The sequence below is a fragment of the Thermococcus prieurii genome (genome assembly GCF_054657655.1).
This window is the reverse complement of sequence record NZ_BAAHYH010000001.1, coordinates 169,241-190,475: the sequence shown is the minus strand read 5'-3', so window position 1 is coordinate 190,475 and position 21,235 is coordinate 169,241. Positions and strand designations below refer to the sequence as shown.

Below are 21,235 nucleotides of genomic sequence, written 5' to 3'. Positions count from 1 at the left end.
CCTTGCCGGCGGAGATAAAGGTCGGCATCGGTGACTACGCGGTCGGCAAGAAGGAGGGGATAATCAGCACCTACGGGTTAGGTAGCTGTGTCGGTATAACCCTCTACGACCGCCTGACCAAGGTTGGCGGTCTGCTCCACGCGCTCCTGCCGGAGGCGAGCTACTACGGCAACAAGGGAAACCCGGCCAAGTACGTCGATACAGGCCTGCAGTTGCTCATCAGGGACATCCAGAAGCTCGGCGGAAACCCGAGGAGGGCCGAGGCAAAGCTCTTCGGGGGAGCGCACATGTTCACCAACGTGACCAACGAGAAGCTGATGATAGGGCAGAGAAACGTCGAGGTGGCGAAGCGGGAGCTCAGGAAGTACGGCATAAGACTGATCGCGGAGGACACGGGCGGAAAGGGCGGAAGGACGATTTACCTCGACCTATCAACGGGTAAAGTCAGAATGAGGAAGGTTTCAGGCGGAAAAGTCATCGAGAAGATTTATTGAATCAGGAACACGAGGGGGTGATTCGATGAACTTCAGGACGAAAATTGTTGGTATCGTTGTCGTTTCGCTGTTCCTCGTGGCAGTGATAGCCAGCGCCATGATGCTGTACACGGGAAACCACACGAGCGACATAATCCAGCAGAAGCTGGCACCAGAGGTGGACTACCAGGCCAAGGAAATGACTATGGCGCAGGCGAAAGCACTGGCGGAACAGTTCAGCGGGTTCTTTAAGGAGGTCGAAGCCCTCGGACGGGCCACGCAACAGCTCACCATAATATCGCTGAACGACCTGAACAAGACCGGGACGCCATTTGGAAGTCCCGGCTACGCTGAAAAGCTGAAGCCCCTGCTCCTCGAACGCTTTTCAACGATAGCCAAAGCGGAGCCAAAGCTCAGCGCGGTGTACTTCGGCGACGTGAACGGTAACATGTACATTTATCCTGAGCAGAAGCTTCCGGCCGGTTACGACCCGAGGAAGAGGCCATGGTACCAGGAGGCAGTCCAGAAGAACGGACCGGTCTGGAGCCAGCCATATCGCGACGCCTCAACCGGAAAGTGGGTCGTGACCTACGCCGTTCCAGTCTATTACAACGGTAAACTCGTTGGTGTCATTGGTCTGGATGTGTTCATAGACACGCTCGCAAAGGCCGTTACAAGCGTTAAGATAGGAAAAACAGGCTACGCGTACGTCGTCGGCCCAAACGGCCTGATATACATCCACCCCAACCCCCAGATTGAGATGAAGCTCAATGTCTTCAAAGAGCCCAGCCTCAAACCCGTCGCCGAGATAATCAAGAGCGGAGAACCAAACGCCACGACGATATACACATGGGAAGGGGTGCGCGCCGTCGCCGCGGGTGTTAAGATTCCCGAAACGGGCTGGTACGTCTTCGCCAAGGTCCCAGTCAGCGAGATAAGTGCGGGCATAATAAAGGCGGTGGACGACACGAGGAAGACAACCCAGAGGGCGGCACTGTACATGACGCTCATAATCCTTGCGATATCCGCCGTTCTCGTTGGCGCCGCATACAAGATTACCCAGAGCTCAATAAAGCCCCTGGAGGAGCTCAAGCGCGTGGCGCAGGCTCTTGCTGAGGGCAGGTTGAGTGAGGTGAACAGGGAGCTTAAGAGGATTCGGTACTTGGAGGACGATGAGATTGGTGCGTTGATTAAGGCGTTTGAGGCGGTTGGGAAGGACCTTGTGGGAACCTTAAACACGATAGCAACAAAACTCGAACGTCTCGCAGAGGGTGATTTAAGCAACGGTTTAAGCATGGAGGCCAAAGGCGAACTCAAAGAAATCCTCGAAGACCTCAAAGACACCAACGAGAAACTCAAGGGTCTAATTGGCGAAATCGTCAACGTTACCGACGAACTCGAGAAGAAGGCGAACACCCTCGCCCAGATTTCAAAGGATGTTACGGAGGCGATTAATCAGGTTAATGAGGCGGTTCAGCAGGTTAGCATTGAAGCGCAGAGGCAGCAGGAGCACATCAACGAAATAACCGAGGGAATGCGCTTCGTTGCAGAAACCAGCGCCGAAAGCGTCAGGGCAATGGAGGAGTTCGAAGGAGCTGTTGGAGAGGTAGTGAACATCGCCAACGAAGGCAGGGAGAAGAGCGAGGTCTCAGCCCAGCAGATAGAGAGCATTCAAGAGACCATGAGCAAGATTGAGCACGCCGTTACGAAGGTCGCGGAGATGAGCAGGAGTATTGAGGAGATTACGGATGTGATTACGAACATTGCCGAGCAGACGAACCTGCTTGCCCTCAACGCGGCTATTGAGGCGGCAAGAGCCGGAGAAGCAGGCAGGGGCTTTGCCGTCGTTGCTCAGGAGATTAGGAAGCTTGCTGAGGAGAGCAAGCAGGCCGCTGACAACATCAAGAACATCATCGACCAGATAACCACCGAAATCAAGGACGCAGTGGAGAGCACGGAGAAGGGCGTTGAAGTGGTTGGCGAGAGCGCCGAGACCCTCAGGGAGACGATAACCTACCTCGGCAACATCGCCGACCTCCTGCAGGAGGCCAGTGGCAGGATGGGTGAGGTGAAGGAGCAGATTATCCGCACGCAGGAGGAGGTTGATAAGGCGTTGCGTGCTTTGGAGAATTTGGCTGCGAGTGCTGAGGAAACGACCGCCAGTGCTGAGGAGGTTAGCTCTGCCGTTGAAGAGCAGACTGCCGCCACTGAGGAGCTTGAGCGTGCCGCCAACGACTTGAAGAGAATCGTCGAACAACTCAGAAACATCATCAGCAAATTCAAACTCTGACTTTCGTTGTTTCCCTTTCCAGTTTGAGGGGGTGAGAACGTGGACTGGATAATGATTGCAGTCATCGCGGTCGTGGTGTTGCTCGGCATGGTCGTCACAGCGTACATCATCACCAACGCGATAAGCAACCAGATGGGCGAACTCTACGCGGCGCTCCTCGAGCGGGAGCTGAAGAGCGAGAGCCCCGCACCGAAGAGAGAGGAGCCCAAGAGAGTTCCCAAGGAGGAGAAGAAGCAGATGAGCGTCTCGGGGGTCAACGAGGAGGAGCTCATCAAGAAGCTCCGCCAGGTCATCGACGAGAAGGTCCAGCGCGTCCTCGACGAGGCCAGGCACAAAAAGGAGAGGCTCCTCATGCTCCTCGACGTCGCGAGAGGTTACACCCTTGGATACATAAGCGAGGACGAGTACAACGCGTTCCTCATGAAGGTCCTTGCCGAACTCGACGAGTTCAAGAAGCTCTGGCTTGCGCGCTTCCCGAGCCAAAAGGACAAGGAGAAGCTCAACCAGGTGATAGCGTACGTCGCGAGGACGAAGCTCCCGATTACGGTCAAGAGCAAGGACGGCAAGACGACCGTTAAGCTCCCGCCGGAGGAAGCCCTTATAAGGATAACGAGTAGCATCAACAACGCTATAAACATCCTCGACGAAATGATATCCTCGCGCGGCGGGAACCCGGCGGTAACGCCCCTCGAGGTTAAGCTCTCGCAGGAGTGCGAGAAGCTCCGCGCGAAGGTTGAGAAGCTGGAGAAGCAGCTCGAAGAGTACCAGGCCCTCACGTGAGGGCGGAAGGGATGAGCCATGGCCGTCACAGAAACCCGGGTCAAGGTAGCCATAATCTCGTCATGGAAGGGCTCCGGTAGGGTAAACTGGCGCGATGCCCTCGGGGTTATTCAGCACGATAGGCTTATTCTGAAGTATCTTCGCATGGGGGAGGTCGTTGGCGAGGACAACTTCCCGTTCTCGTCCCTGACGGACCTGGCCGTAAACGTTCCCGACAACTACAAGCTCAACCCAGAGAAGGAGCACTTCGGGATGAAGTTCTACGTTCCCGGAAGGGGCGACCTCACGCTCATCCTGACGATAGGCGACAACCTGCTCATATACGACGAGAAGAAGTTTCAAGAGTTCGTCCACACGATTTTTGAAACACTGATAAACGGAAAGGCCGTCAGACTACAGCTCGCGAGAATTAAGGGCGGAGCGATAAACATGGACTCCAAGTGGCAGGACGGTTCGCTGAGGATAGTCTCCGTCAAGTCCGCCAAGAAGGGGAAAACCGAGAGGAACATCGTGGTTCTCGACCCCGACATGAGGCCCATCCCGATATTCTCGGACGTTGAGGACATGGACGTCGAGGAAGTTGACATGGACGGCAAGAAGGTTCAGGCGTGGAAGATAAAGCACTTCTACATCAGCGAGACCGTAACGTCCTACCTCTACATCCCCGAGAAGAAGACGAGGCTCTTCATTCTGCGCTACCTGCTCAAGTACATACCAGGCTACTTCGAGTTCATCATGAAGGTCTCGAAGGAGTTCCCAACGCTCCAGGCGGAGTTCAAGGAGGTAATGGAGAAAGAACTTAAAGAGCTTCAGAGCCTCGACGAAACGGAGAAGCAGATACTCATGGCGCTCTACTCCGGTCTAAACCCGCTCGAGATACACCAGTTCCTCGGCCTCAGCGAGAGGGAAATCGAGGAAATCTACGACAGGATGATAGACAAGGGGCTCCTCAAGATAGTCATGATAAGGAAGGTCGTAGACCTCACGAGGGAAGGAAGAAAAATAGTGAACAAGCTAATCGAATACGGCCTCGTCTCTATGTGAACCTCCTCAGGAGTAGCACCGCAACGGCGAGGAGAACTATGAACCCAGGCCCGCATATCGAACTCTTCTGGCTTCCTTTCATTGCATCGACATCGACCACGTAGAACGTTGAACTCGCGGTTCCAATTACCGCCTCGTTGCCCTTCACGGCTATGCTCCTGACGTAGCCCGTGTTCGGGAGCTCGCCGAGGGTCTTTCCGTCCTTTGGGTTGATGGCGTAGAGGTTTCCGACGCTGTAAACGTAGGTCGTTCCGTTCTCGGCCTTGCTCACGAACCTACCGGTTCCAGCCAAGAGAACGCCGTCGGTGTAGGCAAGGACCTTAACGCGGTAGGGGAACCTCCTCTCCCAAAGGGTCTTTCCGGAGGGCAGTTCAACGGCGACGAGCGTTCCGTTTTTGCCGTCGTAACCACTGACGTAAGCTGTATCGTTGAGAACCAGAATGTCTTCGGTGTAGAAGAGGCTCTCGTTGAGGAGCACTTTTCCACTCGGGGAGACCACGTAGAGACGGCCTTTAGAGTCGTCCCAGCCGGTTCCAAGGACCGCGTTGCCCTTCCAGACCTCCAAATCCCTGACCCAGTGACCGAAGCTCACGTTCCAGAGGAGCTTTCCTTGGCGAGAAATTCCGTAGAGCGAGCCGAACTGCCACTTTCCAACGTAGCCCGAGGGAAAGCCTGAGCTCGCGTAGATTACCTCCCCTACACGAACCCGGGTGAGCATATCGTTGAAGGTGATGTTCCAGAGGGGGGTGAAGTTCCCGTTGAGCTTTACGGCGTAAACGTGACCCCTGTACGAGGTCCTGTTACCCGAGACGTAGAAGTCGCCGTCCACGAGGTAAGCGGTTTCCCCCGAGATTGCGAAGTCGTAGAGCTTGTTAAGGACGTCGTACGTGGCCACGACACGACCCATGTTGTCGAACTTCAGGAGACCACCGAAGCTCCCCACGAGGAGACCTCCCCGAACGGGTACGAGCTTAACTGTGTAGCCGGAGGAATTCTGCCACAGTTTGGTTCCGTTGAGCGAAAAAGCCGCGAGGTTACCCAGGTAGTAGATTTCAACGAGGCCCTTTGAACTCACCACCTGTCTGTAGGAGCAGGCGGCGTAAACGGTCCCATTCGTGAGGGCAACTGCCTCTATGCTCTTCTGGTACTTCACGTTCTCGCAGAGGGTTCCCTTCCACAGCACTGGATTCTGAGACGCTGAAACGCTTCCGAGCAGAAGAAACGCCAGTAAAGCCACTAAAATCACTGGAACGCTTCTCTTCATGGCTAATCCCCCAAAAGGAGTGGTGAAAAGCTTATATAAACCTTTGCCGTACTCCACTTGGTGGAAGAGATGGAGGAGGAGTTCGACCTAAGGGAGGCACTGGCGACGGGGGAGAGGCTCCAGGAAATCGTGGCAAGGGCTTCCATAGACAAGGAATTCCTCAAGGAAGTTCTTGAGCTTCTCGACGATGACCTCTGGACGGTTCAGAAGAACGCCCTCCGAGTCGTCGTCGAGGTCCTGAGGGACATGCCGGAGCTCCATGAGTCACTCCTGACGAAGCTGATGGTTATGCTCAGGAAAAGTGAGGCCGTGCCGCTAACCCAGGAGATAGCCAGAGCCTTCGGCGTTCTGGCCGATATTGCACCGGAGAAAGTGAGCAAGGTCGTTCCGGTAATCTTTGCGAACTACCGCATAGGCGACCCCAAGATTAAGGTGAACTCAACGTACGTCCTCGAGGAGATTATGAAGGCCAGACCAAGCCTGCTCGGCAACGTTTTCAGGGACATAGGATTCATGCTGATTTCAAAGGACGCATCCGACAAGCTCGCCGCTTTGAACTTCATAGCGGCGCTGAGTGAGAACGGTCTGCGCTACGTAACGCCGTTCTTGCCGAAGCTCTTCACACTCCTCCAGGACGAGGACGACCTCGTGCGCGCGAGCGCCGTCGAGACCCTCGTCTCCCTCGGGGAGAAGAACGACAAGCTGAGAAAGGTCGTGATATCGAAGCTCCAGTCTATAGAGGACGATAAAAGCGACCTCGTTCAGAAAAGGCTGAAGGAGGGCATGAAACGGCTACTTCTCCTGGAGAGGTGATTCCCCGCCTTCCAACCGCTCCTGGAGGATTGTCTTGAGGGCCTCCTTAAGTTTCTCGTTCTCCCGCCTGAGGCGTTCGTTCTCCTCCTTCAGGGACTCAACCTCGGCCAGCGCGGACTTTATCTCCCGAACGGTTTGCTCGAACTGGGATTTGGGAACGAAGTCCTTCTTCAAAACCTCAATCGCCGACCTAGCGTCCCTCGCTCCGGTTAATGAGACGAGCTCCCGCTCAATCGTCTTTATTTCCTTGAGCCTCTCCTCGTACTTCCCAATCTTCTCGCTCAGGGCATCGACGCGCTTTGCCATCTCCTGGAACATTGCGAGCCTCTTCTTCAGCTCCTCAAGCTCGCGCTCGCGCTCAACGAGCTTCTTCCTCAGCTTCTCGTTTTCCTTTGCCAGACCCCTGAGCCGGACGTTTTCCTCGACGAGCTTCTCGTAGTGCTCCTGAAGGTCCCTAAGGGCCCGGGAAAGGTCAACGCTTATGCCGAAGACCTCCCGCTTCAGCTCCTCCCTCAGGGACTCGAGGCGCTCCTCAAGTATGCGGTGAAGGTGCTCGTCAACCTTCTTACCGTAGGCATCCTCAACGCGCTTGAAGAGCTCAGCCGGAAGTCGGTCAAGTCTTTCCTCCAGCTCGTTTATCCTCGGCACTATGGCCTCAACGCCCTCCAGAAAGAGCGTCCTCTGCTCCAGCTCTGAGATTCTGTTCTCAAGTTCCTTGAACTGCTTCTCCACGGAGTAGCTGAGCTCCCGGTGTGAGGTCCCGAGCTCCTCGAGCTTCCGGTTTATGGTCTCAATCTTCTCGCTGAGGAAGGAGCGCTCAATCCTAAGCTCCCGGATTACCGCAGCAATCGCCTCGAGTGCCAAAAGGGAGTAGTCACCGAGCGTCTCGGACTCTGGAATCGCGGACTTAACCTCGTCCCAGTTACGAAGGGTTTTAAGCTCACCGATAACTTCGGAGTGTCTGTCCTTTATGTAGTCCCAGCTCAACCTGCCCCTCGCTGACTTCTTGAGCATGACTACCGACCGTAAAAAATAGCTACAAACCGCTTAAATAGCTTTTGTGTAGGTGGTTACGAGAGAAGGTTAGTGGCCGGCGGCGTTCCCGGTTTCCCGCCCCCTCTCGGAGGGCAGTACACCCGGGAACGCAGGCGGGCTTAACTTCCGGGGTCGAAACGAGACCGGGTGTAACCCCGCCGCTATGGCCGCCGTGCCGATAACACCTTCAGAGATGACTTTATAAACTTTGCGGTCCTTCAGGCTTCGATGGAAGAGCTACTCGCGCTACTCAGGGAGGAGCACAGGGAGCCCCTGACACCAGAGACCAGGGTTAGGGATTTCCTTCGCGAAATCCAGGGGAGGAACGGGGAGGAGGTTGAGGTTGAAGGCTTCCTGCTACTCAGACAACCACCTCACGCGCCGAGGGATGCCGTCTACTACCTGCTCTCCCCTCTCTCGCCGGAAGAACTGAAGAAGAGCAGGCTCAGGGCGTACCTCGTTCTGAGGATAGATGAAGCGAGCGCGATTGAGGATAGCGTTTATTCCGGCGCCTACGTGAGGGTCAGAGGAATACTCGACGCCTACCCCTACGGAAACCTCAAGCTTCTCCGCGTCATCGAGCTGAAGGAAACCCCCTACGAAAACCGCTGGCTCCGCTACGAGGGCTACACGCTGAGCCGGGGCGAACTTGAGGAGCTCATTTCAAGCACGGTCTACGCGAACTACGAGACGGAGAGGGCTATAATATATTCCCTCCTGAGTGCCCCGACCGTCATAGGAGCGGGGAACTGGGGGGAGGGGGTGACGTTCTCGGCCTTCAAGGGGGAGCGCGAGCGCTCGGTTCTCTCACTCTGGGAAGCGTTGAAATACCTCCACTCGCTCCTTCCGGAGGAGCTGAAGCTCAGGCGGGACAGATGGACGGAGTTCGACGATGAGTTCTTGGGCCTCGACTTCAGGTTCGCGAGGCCGAGGGCGAAGTTGGCCTACTACGTCCCCCACACGAGGGCCATGCTGAAGAGGCCCAGACCGGTGCCCAAGTGGGCGGAGGAGCACTTCCGGGAAAAGAGCGCAGGCTTTCTCAGCCCGAGGCTCGTGATGAAGCCCGAAGACGATACCGCAACTCTCGGGGAGGCCCCGCTCGTAATAACCGAGGACGTTGCCTACGAGCGAAACCGCGAGCTTGAGGAGCTGATGCCCAACGTCGTCGCCACAATCATGGTCGCCAGAAGGCGCGTTGGAGTTTTAAACCTCGGTGAGATGGAGGACTACCGCTACCGCTTTGAGGCGTTCCTGATGAGAAACCGAAACGAGTACGGGGAGCTCTTCGATGCCCTGACTCTCTCGGGCAAGGTCTTTAACGTCGGGCTTAGGTACAGGCTCGGGGCGAGGCTTCTCGGTGCGATGAGACGCTTTGAAGGAAAACTCGGAAGGGGCCTCATAAGCAACCTGCTCGGTCTGTACCAGGAGATAACCGACACGTGGATAAACGAACTTCCCGACAGGGAAAAGCTGAGGCTCCTGAAGGAATACGAGCGCTACATAGGGAACTCCCGGGTGGCGGAGATTGGCGTTAGAATCTTTGAAGACCTCGAGGCGACATCCATTGACGGAACGGTCACGAGGGAGGAGTTCTTAAAGGCCCTCATCGAGGCCGGTTTTAGGAGGGAGCACGCGGGGGAGACCCTTGAGAAGTTGCTCCGCGAGGGTTACCTCTACGAACCGTTCCCCGGAAAGCTGAAGCTGGTGAGGTGGTAGTGTGGGGAAGAAGTTCCTGAGGAAGAAGGAGCAAAGGGAGAAGAAACGGATAGCGAGGGAGCGCGTTGAGACGCTCTTCACCCTCGCGGAAAGGGTTTTTCCGTACAGCCCGGAGTTGGCGAACAGATACGTTGAGATAGCCCTTGCCGTCCAGCAGAAGGCCAAGATAAGACTCCCGAGAAAGTGGAAGCGTCGCTACTGCAAGCGCTGTCACTCCTTCCTCGTCCCGGGAAAGAACGCGCGCGTGAGACTGAGGAGCAAACCCTACCCCCATGTCGTCATAAAGTGTCTCAACTGCGGGCACATAATGCGCTACCCGTACCTGCGGGAGAAAAAAGCGAGGAGAAAAGGGGAAGAAACCTAATCAGTGCCTTCCGCTCTTCTCTGGCTTTGAACCCATTCCCGGGTTCATCTTAACGGTTTCCCTGTTCTCCATATAGAGCTCGTGGAGAGCCTTCTTGGCATCCTTGAGGAGCACCCTGGCAACGCTGTAGTTCCCCGCATCAATTGCCTCCCTGACCTTGTCAAGGATTGTCTGAACGGAGCTGACGTTAACTCCTGCCTTCTCAAGGATCTCAAGCTGGGCCTCAATCTTCTCAAGCTCCATCTCAAGGGCGAGCTTTCCGTTCTTTTCCATGGCCCTGTGGAGCTCTTTGTTAGCCTCCTTGAGGGCGAACTCGGTCTTCACCTGAAGCTTAAGGGCCAAAGCGTAGGCTCCGGTGACGTTTCCTGCCTGAAGGCTTGCGTTAGCCTGCTCCATGAGCTGGAGCATCTCCCTGACCTGTTCCCTAAGCTGAGTGGAGTTCGTGGTGTTCGCTATCTCCTCGATGGCCATGAGCCTCTCGCGGACCTGCTCCATAATCATCTTAACCTGCTCGGTCGTAACGTTGGCCTGGACCTGCTTGGCGGTGCAGTTGCAGGCCTTGAGCTCCCTGGAGACCTTTTCCATGACCTTCTCAGAGACCTTGCTCTGGACCATTACCATCTCCCTGACCTGGAACCTCTCCATGAGCTTGGTGACGTTGGTCGACTGGTTGACGTATATTATCATCGCGCGGTTCTGGACAGCGAGCCTGAGGGCGGTCTGGACTGCAAGGCTGTCGTTGCCGGCAACGACGACGCTGGCGTTGAACTTGATTCCAAAGACCTTGCTGGCGTTGCCCATAACTGCGAGGTCAGTCTCATACCTGTTGGCTCCCCACCAGCGGTAAACGGTTATGTTGTACTCCTCAAGGTCGGTAACGTACTCGCTCACAACCGCATCGGGACCGCCTATTATTATAACCTGGTCCGGGGCGTAGCTCAGTATCTCCGCCGTAACGTTTGGGTCGTAGGTGCCCCAGGTGGTCGTCACGACGACCGCACCGGTCAGGTTGGCGAGGTACTGCGCTATCGCGTTGTCCGCGGCATTGTCGCTGACGAGGATTACTGTAACCGTCGCTTCCCCTGCGTATGCACTTCCCGCTCCAAATGCCATTCCAATCATAAGCAGTCCGAACAGGACTGCCACCAACTTCTTACCCATCATGGCTCATCACCATTACCAACTACGAAAAAGCCCTATTTAAGCTTTTTTCACGAAATTAAGGTCAAATAGACGGTTTCTAAAAAATCCGGGGCATTTCGTTCGTTCTCATACTTCCCACAACGAACCAGAAAGAACCTCATCGTTCCAAATCGTTCCAGGGGCAAAACTATCCAGCAGTTACCCGAGAAAAGCCACGGTATCACAGGAGAAACCAAAGGGAACGTTAATCTTCGACTATCGCTACCGCCCTAACAGGGCTTCCAGAGCCACCCTCGATTCTCAGGGGGAGGCCTATGAACGTGAAGGTTCGCCCAACCAGGGCCTCAAGGTTGACGAGGTTCTCGAACACCGGCACCTCTTCGCTGAGGAGAATCGTGTGAACCGTCTCGTCACCGATGCTCATCGCGTCGGTGCCAACGGCTTTAACACCCTCCGCCACGAGGAATAGCGCGACCTCCGGCGAAAGCTCCCTCCCGCCGGTTAGGAAGAGGACGATTTTCCCGTAATAGCCAGAATCCGGCAGTTCGTCGAGTTTAACAGTTCCCTCGCCATTGCGAACGTCAATAACGAAGGCCTCTCCGATGAACTTCTCGAGGGGCATCTCGTCCACCGTCTTTCCGCCGGGAATGAAGTGGGCCGGAGCGTCAACATGCGTCCCCGAGTGCTCGCCGAGCTTGAGGGCGTTCATGTAGTAGCCGTCGCGCTCGATGAAGGCCCAGGGCCTGACCTTTACCTCCGGATCGCCGGGGTAAACCGGCGTGTCCTCTCCCAGGGGGAGCGAGAGGTCGACTATCATAACAACACCAACCCTTTTTAACCCCGGAAATTAAAAACCCACCGGTGATTGGTATGGACTGCACGAAGGATTACTGCGTCAAGGACATCTCGCTCGCTCCGAGCGGGGAGAAGAAGATTGACTGGGTCTCGCGCTTCATGCCCGTTCTCCAGACGATAAGGAAGGAGTTCGAGAGGGAGAAGCCCTTCAAGGGCGTCAGAATCGCCACAACCCTTCACCTCGAGATGAAGACGGCCTTCCTGCTCCTGACCCTCAAGGCCGGGGGAGCGGAGGTTTCTGCCGCCGCCAGCAACCCGCTGAGCACCCAAGATGATGTCGTCGCCGCATTGGCTAAAGCTGGCGTCAAGGTCTACGCGATTAGAGGCGAGAGCAGGGAGGAGTACTACGAGAACATGCATCGCGCCCTTGACATAAGGCCCAACATCATCATAGACGATGGAGCGGACATGATAAGCACCGTCCACAGGGAAAGGCAGGAACTGATAGGCGAAATCTGGGGCGCGAGCGAGGAAACGACCACCGGGGTTATCAGATTGAGAGCGATGGAGAAGGACGGGGTTCTGAGGTTCCCAATCATAGCGGTCAACGACAGCTATACCAAATACCTCTTCGACAACCGCTACGGAACCGGCCAGTCCACGTGGGACGGCATAATAAGGACCACAAACCTGCTCGTCGCCGGAAAGAACGTCGTCGTTGTCGGCTACGGCTGGTGCGGAAGGGGAATAGCGATGAGGGCAAGGGGCCTCGGCGCTACCGTAATCGTTGTTGAGGTCGACCCGATTAGGGCTTTGGAGGCGAGGATGGACGGCTTCCTTGTCATGGACATGAAGGAGGCATCCAAGATAGGAGACATCTTCGTTACCTCGACGGGCAACATCAAGTGCATTCGCAAAGAGCACTTCGAGCTGATGAAGGACGGCGTCATAATGGCCAACGCCGGCCACTTCGACGTTGAGATATGGAAGCCCGACCTGGAGGAGCTCGCCGTTGAGATAAGCGAGCCGAGGCCCAACATCAGGGAGTACAAGCTTAAGGACGGAAGGAGGCTCTACCTCCTGGCCGATGGAAGGCTGGTCAATTTAGCGGCGGCCGACGGCCACCCGGCGGAGATTATGGACATGAGCTTTGCCCTTCAGGCGAAAGCGGCGCAGTACATCAAGGAGAACCACGAGAGGCTTGAGCCAAAGGTCTACGTCCTGCCGAGGGAGATTGACGAGATGGTCGCGAGGATTAAGCTCTCAGCCATGGGAATAAAGATTGAGGAGCTCACCGAGGAGCAGAAGGAATACCTTGAGAGCTGGGAGCACGGAACCTGATTCCTTTTCCGCTTTCTTTCTTGGGTGATGCCCATGAACTTCGAACTCTTCAAAATCGTGCCGGTCGGCTTCGTAAGGAAAAGCGAGGAAACGCACATAGAAATCCTGCCCGAGTTCTGGGAGGCAACGGAGGGCCTCAGGGAAGGTGACTGGGTCAAGCTCGTCCTCTGGTTCCACGAGAGCGACACGCCGGCAAGGAGAAGAATCCTGAAGGTGCACCCCTACGGGAACCCGAAGAACCCGCTCACCGGCGTCTTCGCGACGCGCTCGCCCTACAGACCGAATCCAATAGCTCTTTACACCGTCAGAATTCACCGCATCGAGGAGGGAAGGCTCTACATAGACGATATCGACGCCCTCGACGGAACGCCGGTGGTTGACATCAAGATTTTCGTCGAGCGCTACGACTGTCCCAAGGAGGTGCCGATAGAGGAGCGGGAGGCCGAGATAAGGGCCGGTAGAATGATTGGAGAGGTGAACATAATCCCGAGGAAAGCCGAGCATTTAGACGAGCTTGAGGAGGTCTCGCCGGAGGAATACGACGCGCTGATACTCGAAATCGGCCCGAAGACGACGACGCTGACGGCTAAAGAACTCATCGAGCTCATCGATGCCCTCAATGAGGTCTACGAGAGCCTGCCGGTAGAGATAAGGGACAAGCTCAGAACACGTGGAGCGCGCTCGCCTTGAAGCTGACGTAGACCTCCTTTCCCTTCTCTATCCCGAGTTCGAGCATCGATGAGCGGGTTATAAAGGCCGTAAGGATTATATCGCCGAGGGAAAGGTGAACCCTCACGAGCGGGCCGAGCTCCTCGATTGACTCAACGACCGCTTTGAACTCGTTTCTGGCGGAGCTCTTTATCGGCTCGGTTGAGATTATTATGTCCTCCGGTCTTAAGCCGACCCTGACCCTTCCTTTAGCTTCAACAGGAAGTTCAATCTCGATGCCGTTGACCCTGAGCTTTCTCCCTTCGGCGATTCCCTCGATTATGTTCTCGAAGCCGAGGAAGCGAGCGACTTCCTCGCTCACAGGTCTTGAGAAGACGTCCCTGACCTTACCAACCTGAACGAGCCTGCCGTCGAGCATCACCCCGACGCGGTCGCCGAGGCTTATGGCCTCTTCAAAAGAATGCGTTACGTGCAGGGCTGTGAAGCCCAGCTCTCGCTTCCAGCGCTTCATTTCAACCAGAAGCCTCGCCCTCGTCCCGACGTCGAGGTTCGCGAAGGGCTCGTCGAGGAGGATTAAATGTGGCTCGACTACTAAAGCCCTCGCTAAAGCTACCCTCTGTTGCTCTCCACCGCTCAGCGTCCTCGGCTTCCTGTGGAGGAGGTGTTCTATACCGAGAACCTCGGAGATTTCCCTAGCCTTTCGCTCTATTTCGGGCTTTGGCACCTTCCTGACCTTCAGGCCGAAGGCTATGTTGTCGTAGACGCTCATGTTCGGGAAGAGGGCGTAGTTCTGGGGGACGTAGGCTAAACCGCGCTTTTCGGGTGGCAAATCTGTAACGTCTCTGCCTCTGAGGTAAACCCTCCCCGAGTCCGGCTCTATTATCCCCGCGATTATCTCGAGGAGAACCGTCTTCCCCGCACCGCTTGGACCGAGGATTATGAAGTGCTCGCCCTTTTTAACCTCGAGGGTTATATCCCTGAGGTGGAACTCCTTCCAGTCCTTGGAGATTCCCTCAGCCCTGAGCATTGGCCCGCCTCCCTATCAGCCACCTGAGGACGACGAAGATGCCGAGGCTTATCGTGACCATGAGGACCGCTATCGGCCGGGAAGACCTCAGACCGTAGTTGTTGAAGTACTCGAGAATTAGAACCTGAGCAGTCATCGGGTAGTAGGCAACTATCAGGATTGAACCGACCTCGCTTATGGCGCGGGCCCACGTCATTATGGCCCCGCTCGCTATGCTCGGGAAGGCCATCGGAAGGGAAATCAAGAAAAAGGCCCTCAATCGGGAAGCTCCGAGGGTTCTCGCAACCGCCTCAAGCTTCTCGTCAACGGCCAAGAAGCCGTCCCTGGCTGAGTTTATCGTGAAGGAGGCCGAGACGAAAAGCATGGCCCCGATTATGCCCTTGTAGTTGTCGAGAATATAGGTGGAGTAAGTGACGAGGAGCATTATGCCAACGACGGAGTGGGGAATCACTATCGGGACATCGACAACCGCCTGAACGAAGCTCTTCCCCGGGAAGTCCTTTCTGGCCAGAACGTAGCCGAGGGGGACGCCGAAGAGGAGCGCTATCAAAGCGGTCGCCGTGGCCGTTAAAAGGGACCGCTTGACGGCAGAAATCACAACTGGGTCGTGGAGGGTCCTGACGAAGGCCTGAAAATCCTGGGCCTGCTTGAGGTAAATCATGGCCAGGGGCAGGAGTATGTAGACGATTAGGAAGCTCCCCAGTGCCGTGAAAAAGTAGAGGGTGTAGTCGCGCCTCATCGCTCTCCCCCTGAATTGGGAGAGGGGAATAAAAAGCTCACCCCTCGACCTTCACCTCGTCCTTGATTTGGTCAGGAACGTTGCCGAACGCTATCGGCGGGTTGAGGAAGTCCTGATAGTTCTTCTCAAATATCTCCCTGCCCTGCTGGCTGAGCCAGAACTTGAGGAACTCGAGGGCCAGCTCCCTGTGGGGGGCGTTCTTCAGCACGGTGACGCCGTAGACGATGGGCTTGGCCTTGATTGTCTTGCCTGTGGAGCCTATGGTAACCTCGACCTGGCCGTAGTAGTTCGCGAGCTTGAAGTCCTCGAGGTTTATCTGCTTCGGCAGGGTTATGTAGCGAAGGTGATGCTGCTCGGCGACGCTCTTGTATATGAAGAAGTAGTCAACGGCTCCGCTCTCCACGAGACCAACAAGGTCGGTCTCCTTGGGTCTCATGACTATCTTGTCGGTCTTGAACTGTATCACCTTGGGAACGTATATGTGGGTTCCGTTTGCGTATATGTTGGTGTTGTCCTCAACCAGCGTCTTGAATATCGGCTTGTGGTAGTAAAGGCTCGCCAGCATCATGACCATGACTGCGCGGTAGCCGCAGGGGTCGTCGTTGGGGTTGCTGAAGCCGAACTTGACGCCCGGCTTGGCCAGAATCTCGTACCAGTTGGTCGAGTTAATCTCGTTCGCGTACTTGCTCTTGTTGGTGAAGGCAATGACTATCTGGTTTGTCGCGAACATCACGTAGAAGTCGGTGTAGTTGGGAATCAAAAGCTCCGGGATGAGGGTGTAGTCGGCCGTCGCAACTATGTCAGCGGGTTTGTGTAAATCCGTTACCTTCCTGCAGGCCATGACGCTGCCGCTCGCCTCGTCCTGGAACTTCACCTTAACCCCGAGGTTTTCCTCGGCGTACTTGGCGAACTCGGACTCCAGCTGCTGGAGCGGGACGCTCAGCGAACCGGCGTGGAAGATTATCAGGGTTTCCTCCTTGAGGGGCTTTGAAGTCCTCGGTGAGGCGGAGCCGGAGCTACTTGACGATGATATACACCCCGCCGCGAGAACCGAGAGTATGAGGAGCCCTATCAACGGGAAAACCACCTTCCTCATAGAGACCACCGGTATAAGGGACAGAAACGGGTATTTAAACATTTTGAGCAAACAGATGCGTTAACGTAAATGAAAGTGTTTTCGTGAATCAACGCCCCAACGAAACCTTTTTATCAAGTTTCGACCTGTAATTATATTATGAAGATTCGAAAATTTGTAGACAGGGAGAGGGAACTCAAAACGCTCAACGAACTTTACGAGAAAACGGGCTTCACGCTCGTTCTCGTCACGGGAAGGAGAAGAATCGGGAAAAGTCGCCTCGTTAGGGAGTTCTTGAAGGACAAGGAGGCCATAGCGGTTCAGTTCGAGAAGAGGGTGTGGGAGTACAACCTCGCGAAGCTCAACCGGGCCATCGGGGAGCACTTTAAGATTCCAGTCCCGAACTTCGCGACTTTCACAGACGCCTTCCGCTTCATAGTGTCTCAAACTGGGGGCAGACTTGTTGTGTTCCTTGATGAGTTCTCCTATCTGCTCCGCTACTCGGAAGTCGAGGCGGAGTTTCAGAGCATCGTTGATGAAGTTCTTCCTGAAAGCGACGTCATGCTAATTCTTTCGGCTTCCTCAGTCGGACTGCTGAAGAGAAGCTTCTTCGACTACTCAAGTCCGCTCTACGGCAGGAGCGACGCGACGCTCAACCTTCAGCCCCTTCGCTTCAGGCACCTCTTCGAGTGGTTCCCGAGCTTGGCTCCAGAGGACGCAGTAAAGCTCTACGCAGTAACGTCAGGCGTTCCAAGGTACCTCGAGCTCCTCAGCGGAAGGGACATCGAGGGGGAGATAACGCGGAACTTCTTTGACCCGAACGCCTTCCTCTTCCGCGAGGCGAAGGAACTGCTTGAGGAGGAGTTCCGGGAGCCTGAAACTTACTACACGGTACTCGAGGCCGTTGCGAGAGGGAAGACGCGCGTCAATGAAATCGCCGGGTATTCGTTCATCGAGCCTAAGAACACGGCGCGTTACCTCAGAATTCTCGAAGACCTCGGGATTCTAAAGAGGGAACTGCCCATCGGGAGGAAGGCAAAGAGGGGGATTTACCGTTTTAAAGACCTCTACTTCGCCTTCTGGTTCCGGTTTGTCGCACCGTACTTCGAGGAAATCGAGAGCGGTTTTCCTGACGGGGCCCTCGAAGATTTCAAGCGGGATTTCAACCGCTACCTCGGCTTTGCGTTTGAGGACATTGCCAAGCAGTTTTTAATCGAGCTGAACAGGACGGAAAAACTGCCGTTTAAGTTCACGAAAATCGGAAGGTGGTGGCACAGGGGCGAGGAAATCGATTTGGTTGCCTTGAACGAGCGGGAGAGGAAGGCCCTGTTTGTCGAGGTTAAATGGAAAGATTTGAGTGAACGGGAAGCGAGGGGAATCCTGAAGGACCTTGAGAGAAAAGCCAAGGTCACGGGATTCGAAAGTTGGGAAGAGCTTTACGGCCTCATCGCGAAGGGCGTTGAGGGAAAGGAGGGGCTGAGGGAGGAAAGCTACCCCGTCTGGGACTTGAAGGACTTCCTCTGAGGGAAAGGCTTTTCTTTCCGATGCCGTAGAGTGATGGGTGGTAATATGGTATACTACGTGCACACCCGGACGGGCAAGAAGCAGAAGAAGAAGGAAGGATTCCTTAAATCCAGATCCGTTGAGATTGTAGCAACAGACCTCCTGAGACATCGCCATACGCTGTCAGGAGAGGCGGGAAAAATCCACGACTTTATAGTATACAGATATGGCAGGACGCCAGCACCAAAGAAGCCGGACGCATATAACAGCCGAGAGGGGATAATAAACGCCATAACACACACACGACTACTTTGTGTTCAAAGGCAAAGACCACCACATTCACAGATCCTTTGAAGACGCGCAGAAATGGACAATCATGCTACAACTCATGAGCCTGTGGCCTACACTGAGAGAAGGGGTCCGGGATTACGAAGAACTCGGAAAAAGAACTGAGAAAATACTCGAGGAACTTGAAAAGGAGTTCGGAGAGCCAATATACTACTACACGATAGGGAAACATCATAGAAACGCAAAACTCTTGCCAAATGGAAAGATTATGCTCCCAGACTGGCCGCCCAAAGAGGGCAACCTTCTCCCGGAATTTGAAAAGATAAAAAGGGATTCCGCGGTACAAGAAAAATTCATAGATGCATTTTTGCAAGCACACAACATACCAGACACTCAGATACAAAGAGAGCGCGCGAAGAAACTACTACAAAAGGCCATAGAGGCCGCGGAAGAGCTGGCACGATTTTTCGGGAAGGAGGGCAAAGACGAGTACACCGCGGAAGATCTCGAAAAGATCGAAAAGTTCAGAGAATATATGGACACACTCATGTGGGAAGAATTTAGCAAAACTCCAGAGGACTGGAGAATAACTCCAAAGAAAGAACAGCAAAAACCAACAGCACCTACAGCGAGGCAGGTGCAGGCAGTGCCGAAGAAACCAAGCTTCCCAGAAACGAAGAAGGCAGTCGGGGAGGGACTACGTACGGAGGGAATACCGAACTCACTCACCCTAGAGACCCAGAAGCTCCTCGGGATTCTCAGCGGGCTGAAGTTCGCCGGCTATTCTCATGAGGCTGTCGAAAGGGCCCTCAGAGAGCTCGACGCCCGGGTTGATGAGCTTATGAGGGAGAAAAACCTTGAGCTCCTCGGTCTCTACCTTGCCTTCGAGAGGCTCCTCGAGAGGAGGGACTTCGAGGGGGCCGAGGAGTTCCTGCGGGAGCTCTCGTAGGTCCAATTGTTGCACCGCGATTAGACTAACCACGATGCAACTTCTCCCGCATCTCCACGAGTCCCTCAACGAGCTCCCGGAAATGGGAGTAGAACTCGCTCTCGCGGAGCTTTTCGAGGGTTCCCCAGAACTCGTCGAGGTTCCTGAAGCCGACCTTCTCGTACTCGTAGGCCTGAATCAGCATCTCTAATCTGTCCGCGAACTTCACGAGCCTCCCTTCTGTGCTCGTCTCCTCTTCATACTCGCGCCAGAGCTTGAAGTACTCCTTTGGCTTTGGCGATGAAAGCAGAAGCTCCATAACCGCTTTCTTCTCGGCCTTGCCCTTGTCGAGGTAGTACTGGGCCGTCTTCGGTATGTCCGTTATCCTCGCCTCTCCGACGTCGTGGAGGAGCGCTATCTTCAGGGCTTTCTCGACGTCGATTTCGACCCCTTTTGCCTTCAGCTCGTCCGCGAGGAAAAGCGTTATTAGTGCCACGCGGTAGCTGTGCTCGGCCACGCTCTCCGGGTTAGGAACGCCCCTGAGGAGCCAGCCCGTTCTTGGTAGCCTCTTGAGGTTGCCAAGTTCGATTAGGAGGTCGAGCATGCTCACTCCTCCGTCGTGAAGAGGGCCCTCTCGGTCTCGATGGCGGTGGCGATGATTGCATCGCCGAGGAAGCGACCGTAGACCTTAACGGTGTCGCCTTTGCCTATGCAGGGACTCCCCGCGAAGTCAACCCTTATCCCGTGGATTTTAAAGGTCGTCCTCCAGCTCGGCAGTTCCATCGGCAGGAACTCGATGACGGGCTTGTCCTCGATTTCGCCTTCGAGGACGACGTTTTTGCCCCTCAGCTTCCCGTTAAGGTCATCGGGCGTGACGACGTAGTAATAGTGATGACCGAGCTTGACGCGCCTCATGCCAATCACCTTTAAATTCAACCGCTGAGTTGAAGTAGGGGGTGAGGGGATGATAAAGGTTGCGATAATCGGTGCCGAAAACGTCGGCAAATCAACCCTCATGAACGCACTCGTGGGCGGAAAGGTGAGCGAGGTGGAGGATTTACCCGGGACGACGAAGGGACTCGTGAGGAAGCGCTTTGGAAAGCTGAAGATACCCAAGGGCATGAAGAACCCCTTCGGAGGGGCAGATGAGTTCGTGCTCATAGACACGGCAGGGCTCTTCGACCCGAGGCTCGAGCTCCGCGGGAAGGTCCTCAGCGAGGAGAAGTTCAAAGAGCTCATAGACGAGATAGTCTCGGCGGACATAATAATTCACATGGTCGACGCGACCGTCGGCCTGCACAGGGGAATGGAGAAGCTCCACCACATGCTCAAGATGCGCTACGACAAGCCGATAATCGTTGTCATCAACAAGATTGACCTCGTCCCGAGGGAACGAGTGGAGGAGCTCGGGGAAATCATAAAGAAGAGGCTGGAGCAGGAGCCACTGGCATTATCGCTGGTTACCTACGAGGGCTTCAACGAGCTCCTTGAAAGGATTGCCCACATGGCGATGTACGTCTAATCATTCCTCCGGCATCTCGGGGCAGGGGCATATCATGACGTAGACCTTCCTGTGCCTCGGCCCGTCGAGCTCCACAAACAGAATCCTCTGCCAGGTTCCAAGATGGAGCTCCGCCTGGTCTATGGGAACGACAACCTCAGGGTTGAGGAAGATGCTCGCCTTTATGTGCGCGTGCGCGTTCCTGTCAATCCTGTCGTGGGCGTAGGAACCTTCCCTCGGCACGAGCTCGGCCATCTTGGCCTTGATGTCCTCGATTAAGCCAGGCTCGTACTCGTTTATGAAGAGGCCCGTCGTCGTGTGGTGGGTGAAGACGACCGCTATCCCGTGCTTCACCTTGGAGCGATAAACAAGCCTCTGAACCTCGTTCGTTATGTCAACAACCTGGCAGAGTTCCTTCGTCTCAATACTTATCTCGTACAGCATAAC

The 21,235-nt window shown here is 55.2% G+C and carries 23 protein-coding genes and 1 rRNA gene; 13 read left to right on the top strand and 11 right to left on the bottom strand.

All coding sequences use genetic code 11. From position 1 onward, the window contains the following. Positions 1–2: 2 nt before the first annotated feature. Genes ACYQ04_RS01135 through ACYQ04_RS01120 form a run of 4 tightly spaced genes read left to right on the top strand, consistent with a single transcriptional unit; the run spans position 3 to position 4,587 of the window. Entirely contained in the window at positions 3–494 is a 492-nt protein-coding gene (locus tag ACYQ04_RS01135) for a chemotaxis protein CheD (RefSeq protein ID WP_460126894.1), read from the top strand. A gap of 25 nt (positions 495–519) precedes the next feature. Next, positions 520–2,763: a methyl-accepting chemotaxis protein gene (locus ACYQ04_RS01130; protein WP_460126892.1), complete on the top strand. Its 2,244-nt coding sequence runs from the start codon at positions 520–522 to the stop codon at positions 2,761–2,763. Positions 2,764–2,802: 39 nt separating this feature from the next. Further along, a complete protein-coding gene (locus ACYQ04_RS01125) occupies positions 2,803–3,543 on the top strand; it encodes a hypothetical protein (RefSeq protein WP_460126890.1) in 741 nt (246 codons plus the stop codon). Between the two features lie 18 nt (positions 3,544–3,561). Beyond that, positions 3,562–4,587 (top strand): CheF family chemotaxis protein, encoded by a 1,026-nt coding sequence (locus ACYQ04_RS01120; protein ID WP_460126888.1) that lies wholly within the window; start codon positions 3,562–3,564, stop codon positions 4,585–4,587. Here the strand turns inward: ACYQ04_RS01120 and ACYQ04_RS01115 are convergent. After that, on the bottom strand, positions 4,580–5,851 hold the full coding sequence (locus ACYQ04_RS01115; RefSeq protein WP_460126886.1) for an outer membrane protein assembly factor BamB family protein: 1,272 nt from the start codon (positions 5,849–5,851) through the stop codon (positions 4,580–4,582). The genes ACYQ04_RS01120 and ACYQ04_RS01115 overlap by 8 nt on opposite strands. Before the next feature lie 69 nt (positions 5,852–5,920). Here ACYQ04_RS01115 and ACYQ04_RS01110 point away from each other — a divergent pair, with 69 nt between their 5' ends. Then, positions 5,921–6,664 (top strand): PH0542 domain-containing protein, encoded by a 744-nt coding sequence (locus tag ACYQ04_RS01110; RefSeq protein ID WP_460127247.1) that lies wholly within the window; start codon positions 5,921–5,923, stop codon positions 6,662–6,664. Here the strand turns inward: ACYQ04_RS01110 and ACYQ04_RS01105 are convergent. After that, positions 6,644–7,678 carry a hypothetical protein gene (locus ACYQ04_RS01105; RefSeq protein WP_460126884.1) on the bottom strand — a complete coding sequence of 345 codons (1,035 nt, stop codon included), beginning with the start codon at positions 7,676–7,678 and terminating at the stop codon, positions 6,644–6,646. The two genes, ACYQ04_RS01110 and ACYQ04_RS01105, sit on opposite strands and share 21 nt — an antisense overlap. Before the next feature lie 74 nt (positions 7,679–7,752). After that, positions 7,753–7,874, bottom strand: a 5S ribosomal RNA gene (rrf, locus tag ACYQ04_RS01100). 53 nt (positions 7,875–7,927) lie between these two features. Between rrf and ACYQ04_RS01095 the strand changes: the two genes are divergently transcribed. Both ACYQ04_RS01095 and ACYQ04_RS01090 read left to right on the top strand, forming a co-directional pair. Then, positions 7,928–9,415, top strand: coding sequence for a hypothetical protein (locus tag ACYQ04_RS01095; RefSeq protein WP_460126882.1), 1,488 nt, complete (start codon positions 7,928–7,930; stop codon positions 9,413–9,415). Position 9,416: 1 nt separating this feature from the next. After that, on the top strand, positions 9,417–9,779 hold the full coding sequence (locus tag ACYQ04_RS01090) for a ribonuclease P protein component 4 (RefSeq protein ID WP_460126880.1): 363 nt from the start codon (positions 9,417–9,419) through the stop codon (positions 9,777–9,779). On the opposite strand, the gene ACYQ04_RS01085 is transcribed toward ACYQ04_RS01090, so the two are convergent. Together ACYQ04_RS01085 and ACYQ04_RS01080 are read right to left on the bottom strand one after the other, a co-directional pair. After that, positions 9,780–10,943, bottom strand: coding sequence for a cell wall-binding repeat-containing protein (locus ACYQ04_RS01085; RefSeq protein ID WP_460126879.1), 1,164 nt, complete (start codon positions 10,941–10,943; stop codon positions 9,780–9,782). A gap of 223 nt (positions 10,944–11,166) precedes the next feature. Then, positions 11,167–11,739: a cyclase family protein gene (locus tag ACYQ04_RS01080; protein WP_460126877.1), complete on the bottom strand. Its 573-nt coding sequence runs from the start codon at positions 11,737–11,739 to the stop codon at positions 11,167–11,169. Between the two features lie 53 nt (positions 11,740–11,792). Here ACYQ04_RS01080 and ACYQ04_RS01075 point away from each other — a divergent pair, with 53 nt between their 5' ends. Further along, complete coding sequence (locus ACYQ04_RS01075; RefSeq protein ID WP_460127246.1) at positions 11,793–13,058, top strand: adenosylhomocysteinase; 1,266 nt, start codon at positions 11,793–11,795, stop codon at positions 13,056–13,058. Positions 13,059–13,091: 33 nt separating this feature from the next. Further along, complete coding sequence (gene tsaA / locus ACYQ04_RS01070) at positions 13,092–13,748, top strand: tRNA (N6-threonylcarbamoyladenosine(37)-N6)-methyltransferase TrmO (RefSeq protein ID WP_460127245.1); 657 nt, start codon at positions 13,092–13,094, stop codon at positions 13,746–13,748. On the opposite strand, the gene wtpC is transcribed toward tsaA, so the two are convergent. From wtpC to wtpA, 3 genes are read right to left on the bottom strand one after another with little or no spacing between them, the layout of a single operon-like run. Further along, positions 13,720–14,754, bottom strand: coding sequence for a tungstate ABC transporter ATP-binding protein WtpC (gene wtpC, locus ACYQ04_RS01065; protein ID WP_460126875.1), 1,035 nt, complete (start codon positions 14,752–14,754; stop codon positions 13,720–13,722). The genes tsaA and wtpC overlap by 29 nt on opposite strands. Then, entirely contained in the window at positions 14,741–15,493 is a 753-nt protein-coding gene (gene wtpB / locus ACYQ04_RS01060) for a tungstate ABC transporter permease WtpB (protein ID WP_460126873.1), read from the bottom strand. Before wtpB ends, wtpC begins: the two co-directional genes overlap by 14 nt. Positions 15,494–15,530: 37 nt before the next feature. Beyond that, positions 15,531–16,589 (bottom strand): tungstate ABC transporter substrate-binding protein WtpA, encoded by a 1,059-nt coding sequence (gene wtpA, locus ACYQ04_RS01055; RefSeq protein ID WP_460127244.1) that lies wholly within the window; start codon positions 16,587–16,589, stop codon positions 15,531–15,533. A gap of 138 nt (positions 16,590–16,727) precedes the next feature. On the opposite strand from wtpA, the gene ACYQ04_RS01050 reads away from it, so the two are divergent. Genes ACYQ04_RS01050 through ACYQ04_RS01040 form a run of 3 tightly spaced genes read left to right on the top strand, consistent with a single transcriptional unit; the run spans position 16,728 to position 19,308 of the window. After that, the gene (locus ACYQ04_RS01050; RefSeq protein ID WP_460126871.1) at positions 16,728–18,092 is read left to right on the top strand and encodes an ATP-binding protein; all 1,365 of its coding nucleotides are present in this window, start codon (positions 16,728–16,730) and stop codon (positions 18,090–18,092) included. Between the two features lie 45 nt (positions 18,093–18,137). Continuing rightward, a complete protein-coding gene (locus tag ACYQ04_RS01045; protein WP_460126869.1) occupies positions 18,138–18,425 on the top strand; it encodes a hypothetical protein in 288 nt (95 codons plus the stop codon). 22 nt (positions 18,426–18,447) lie between these two features. Then, positions 18,448–19,308, top strand: coding sequence for a hypothetical protein (locus ACYQ04_RS01040; RefSeq protein ID WP_460126867.1), 861 nt, complete (start codon positions 18,448–18,450; stop codon positions 19,306–19,308). 25 nt (positions 19,309–19,333) lie between these two features. On the opposite strand, the gene ACYQ04_RS01035 is transcribed toward ACYQ04_RS01040, so the two are convergent. Next, on the bottom strand, positions 19,334–19,891 hold the full coding sequence (locus ACYQ04_RS01035; RefSeq protein ID WP_460126865.1) for an HD domain-containing protein: 558 nt from the start codon (positions 19,889–19,891) through the stop codon (positions 19,334–19,336). A 2-nt stretch (positions 19,892–19,893) separates the two neighbouring features. Then, positions 19,894–20,202: a GTP-binding protein gene (locus ACYQ04_RS01030; protein ID WP_167913821.1), complete on the bottom strand. Its 309-nt coding sequence runs from the start codon at positions 20,200–20,202 to the stop codon at positions 19,894–19,896. Positions 20,203–20,251: 49 nt separating this feature from the next. On the opposite strand from ACYQ04_RS01030, the gene ACYQ04_RS01025 reads away from it, so the two are divergent. Continuing rightward, the gene (locus ACYQ04_RS01025) at positions 20,252–20,809 is read left to right on the top strand and encodes an Era-like GTP-binding protein (protein ID WP_460126862.1); all 558 of its coding nucleotides are present in this window, start codon (positions 20,252–20,254) and stop codon (positions 20,807–20,809) included. On the opposite strand, the gene ACYQ04_RS01020 is transcribed toward ACYQ04_RS01025, so the two are convergent. Beyond that, a complete protein-coding gene (locus ACYQ04_RS01020) occupies positions 20,810–21,232 on the bottom strand; it encodes a secondary thiamine-phosphate synthase enzyme YjbQ (RefSeq protein ID WP_460126860.1) in 423 nt (140 codons plus the stop codon). Positions 21,233–21,235: the final 3 nt, after the last annotated feature.